This is a genomic window from Micromonospora sp. NPDC049139, assembly GCF_055586845.1.
The window spans coordinates 1-2,944 of record NZ_JBVJHK010000060.1 but is presented as its reverse complement, the minus strand read 5'-3'; the positions used below and the strand labels follow the sequence as shown (position 1 = coordinate 2,944).

Here is a 2,944-nt window from a genome sequence, read left to right as displayed (position 1 = left end):
CCAACCCCAAGCCGTTTGTCTGGACCAGGACCGCCGACGACATCCTCAACAGCCTCGCCACATACTGCCGGCGAATTAACGACTCAGAACACTAGGACGGCGGCCACCGCCGGGTCCGTCGGGCGCGGCCCCTGCGGTTTTCCGCACCCGCCCGGTGCGGTCGCCCGGCGGAACCGGGCGGCCGGCCCCATGGTCGGCTCTCAGGATGAGTTCGTAGCGTGGGGGCCATGATTCGTACCGCGCACGCCCTGCTCGCCACCGGAACCGCCACGGGGGAGGCCGCACCACCGGAGGACGGCCTGGTCGGCTACGTCACCGGCCTGGTGGAACGGCTCGGTGGTCCCGGCGCGGGCCTGGCCGTCGCCCTGGAGAACCTCTTCCCGCCGATCCCCAGCGAGGTGATCCTGCCGCTCGCCGGCTTCGTCGCCGGTCAGGGGCGGATGAGTGTGGTCAGCGCGATCTTCTGGACCACCCTCGGTTCGCTGCTCGGCGCCCTCGCGCTGTACTACATCGGCGCCGCGCTCGGTCGGGAGCGGATCCGGGCGATCGCGGAGTGGCTGCCGCTGGTCAAGCTCAGCGACGTCGACCGCACCGAGGAGTGGTTCCTGCGACACGGGGTCAAGGCCGTCTTCTTCGGCCGGATGATCCCGATCTTCCGCAGCCTGATCTCCATCCCGGCCGGCGTGGAGCGCATGCCCGTGTGGACGTTCGCGGTCTACACGACCCTCGGCAGCCTGATCTGGAACACCACCTTCGTGATGGCCGGCTACCTGCTCGGCGACAACTGGCACCTGGTCGAGGGGTACGTCGGCGTGCTCCAGAACGTGGTCATCGTCGCCAGCGTGGCGGCCGTCGGCTGGTTCGTGGTCTCCCGGGTGATCCGCGCCCGGCGGAGTGCGGCAGCGGCCGTCGAGGCGGAGCCGACCCCCGGACCCGCCCCGCTGCACCACGGGCCCGACCCGGCCGGGCGGGGCACCATCTACCGCAGCGCCCACTCGGCGGGGCAGCCCGCCCCGTGGGACCGCGACGGGGTGCGCTGAGCCGGTGGAGGTGCCCCGGTCGGTGACGCCACGCCCGACCCGGATCCCCGTCGGGGTCGCCCTCGGGATCCTCACGGCCGTGGTCGAGGCGCTGTTCCTCCTCGGCGCGGCCGTCGCCGTGGCCGGCGCCGCGGCCGTGCCGCCGGCCCGTCGCCGCGTCCGCACCGCGATCCGCCGGTACGCCGCGACGCTGGCGCGGTACGAGCGGGACCGGCTGGCCCGGTTCCACGGCGTCGAGGTTCCGCCCGGGGCGGCGGGCCGGCGGGAGGTCGGTTACCTGGCCGCCCGCCTGCTGCCCGGGGCGCTCGGCCTGCTCGCGTACGGGGTGCTGGCCGTCGGCGTGGTGCTGGCGTCGATCGTGGTGCGGGCCGTGTTCCGCGGCGACCTCGGCGTGACCGACGCGCTGCTGCAGGCCGTCGTCGGCGCGGCGCTGCTCCTGGTCAACGTGCAGGCCGTGGTGAGCGTGGCCGCGCTGGACGTCCGGCTTGCCCGGCGCCTGCTCGGCCCGAACGCCCGCACCCTGCTGGAGAACCGGGTCCGGGAGTTGGCCGCCAGCCGCGCCGGCGTCATCGCCGCCGTGGACGCCGAACGGCAGCGCATCGAGCGGGACCTGCACGACGGTCTCCAGCAGCGCCTGGTCGCCCTCGGCATGCTGCTCGGCCGGGCCCGCCGCAGCCGCGACGCCGAGCGCACCGCCGCGCTGCTCGCCCAGGCCCACGCCGACGCGCAGCAGGCCGTCGCGGAGCTGCGCGAGGTGGCCTGGCGGGTGTACCCGTCCGCGCTCGACGACGCCGACCTCGGGCAGGTGCTGGAGATGGTCGCACAGCGCTCCGACGTTCCCGTCCGCGTCCACTGCGACCTGCCGGTACGCCCGCAGCGGCAGGTCGAGACCGTGCTGTACTTCGTCGCGTGCGAGGCGCTGACCAACGCGGCGAAGCACGCCGCCGCTACCCTGATCACCGTCGAGATCGGGGCCGGGGAGGAGTTCGTCCGGATGACGGTGCACGACGACGGCGTCGGCGGGGCCGACCCCGCCGGGCGCGGGCTGTCCGGCCTGGCGCGACGGGTCGCGGCGCAGGACGGACGGCTGCGGGTCGACAGCCCGGCCGGCGGGCCCACCACGGTGTCGGTGGAGCTGCCGTGCGGATAGTGCTCGCCGAGGACTCCACGCTGCTGCGTGAGGGCCTGGTCCGGCTGCTGACCGAGGAGGGCCACGAGGTCGCCGCCGCCGTCGCCACCGCCGACGACGTGGTCGCCGCCGTCGCCCGGCACCGGCCCGACGTCGTCGTCACCGACGTACGGATGCCGCCCACCCACACCGACGACGGGCTGCGGGCCGCCCTGGAGATCCGGCGGCGCTGGCCCGGCACCGGAGTCCTGGTCCTCTCCCAGTACGTCGAGAAGCGGTACGCCACCCGGCTGCTCGCCGACCGTCCCGAGGGCGTGGGCTACGTGCTCAAGGACCGGGTCGCCCAGGTGGACGACTTCCTCGACGCCCTGGACCGGGTGGCCGAGGGCGCGACGGCGTTGGACCCCGAGGTGGTGCGGCAGGTCCTGGCCGGCGCCGACCGCACCGACCCGCTGGCGCGGCTGACACCGCGCGAACGGGACGTGCTGCACCACATGGCGCAGGGCCACACCAACGCCACGATCGCCGGGCGGCTGCACGTGTCGCAGAGCGCGGTGGAGAAGCACATCAACACGATCTTCGACAAGCTGGAGCTGTCGCGGGCGGGGGGTTACAGCCGACGGGTGCTCGCGGTGCTTCGGTATCTCGGGGTTTGAGTTCTTCTTCCTTCCTGCCTTGTCTTGCGGTGCGTGGTGGTGGGGGGTGTGGGGGTGTGGGCCCCCCGGGCCCGGGGCGGGGGGGGGCGGGATGTAGCGGGGGCGCGGGAGGGGGGGGC

General features: G+C 74.5%; 3 protein-coding genes. All 3 read left to right on the top strand.

The features are described from left to right. Positions 1-227: 227 nt before the first annotated feature. From ACZ6Q9_RS34170 to ACZ6Q9_RS34160, 3 genes are read left to right on the top strand one after another with little or no spacing between them, the layout of a single operon-like run. Positions 228-1,040 (top strand): DedA family protein, encoded by an 813-nt coding sequence (locus ACZ6Q9_RS34170; RefSeq protein WP_393460990.1) that lies wholly within the window; start codon positions 228-230, stop codon positions 1,038-1,040. 22 nt (positions 1,041-1,062) lie between these two features. Further along, on the top strand, positions 1,063-2,190 hold the full coding sequence (locus ACZ6Q9_RS34165) for a sensor histidine kinase (protein WP_393460987.1): 1,128 nt from the start codon (positions 1,063-1,065) through the stop codon (positions 2,188-2,190). Then, positions 2,181-2,825: a response regulator gene (locus ACZ6Q9_RS34160; protein WP_393460984.1), complete on the top strand. Its 645-nt coding sequence runs from the start codon at positions 2,181-2,183 to the stop codon at positions 2,823-2,825. Before ACZ6Q9_RS34165 ends, ACZ6Q9_RS34160 begins: the two co-directional genes overlap by 10 nt. Positions 2,826-2,944: the final 119 nt, after the last annotated feature.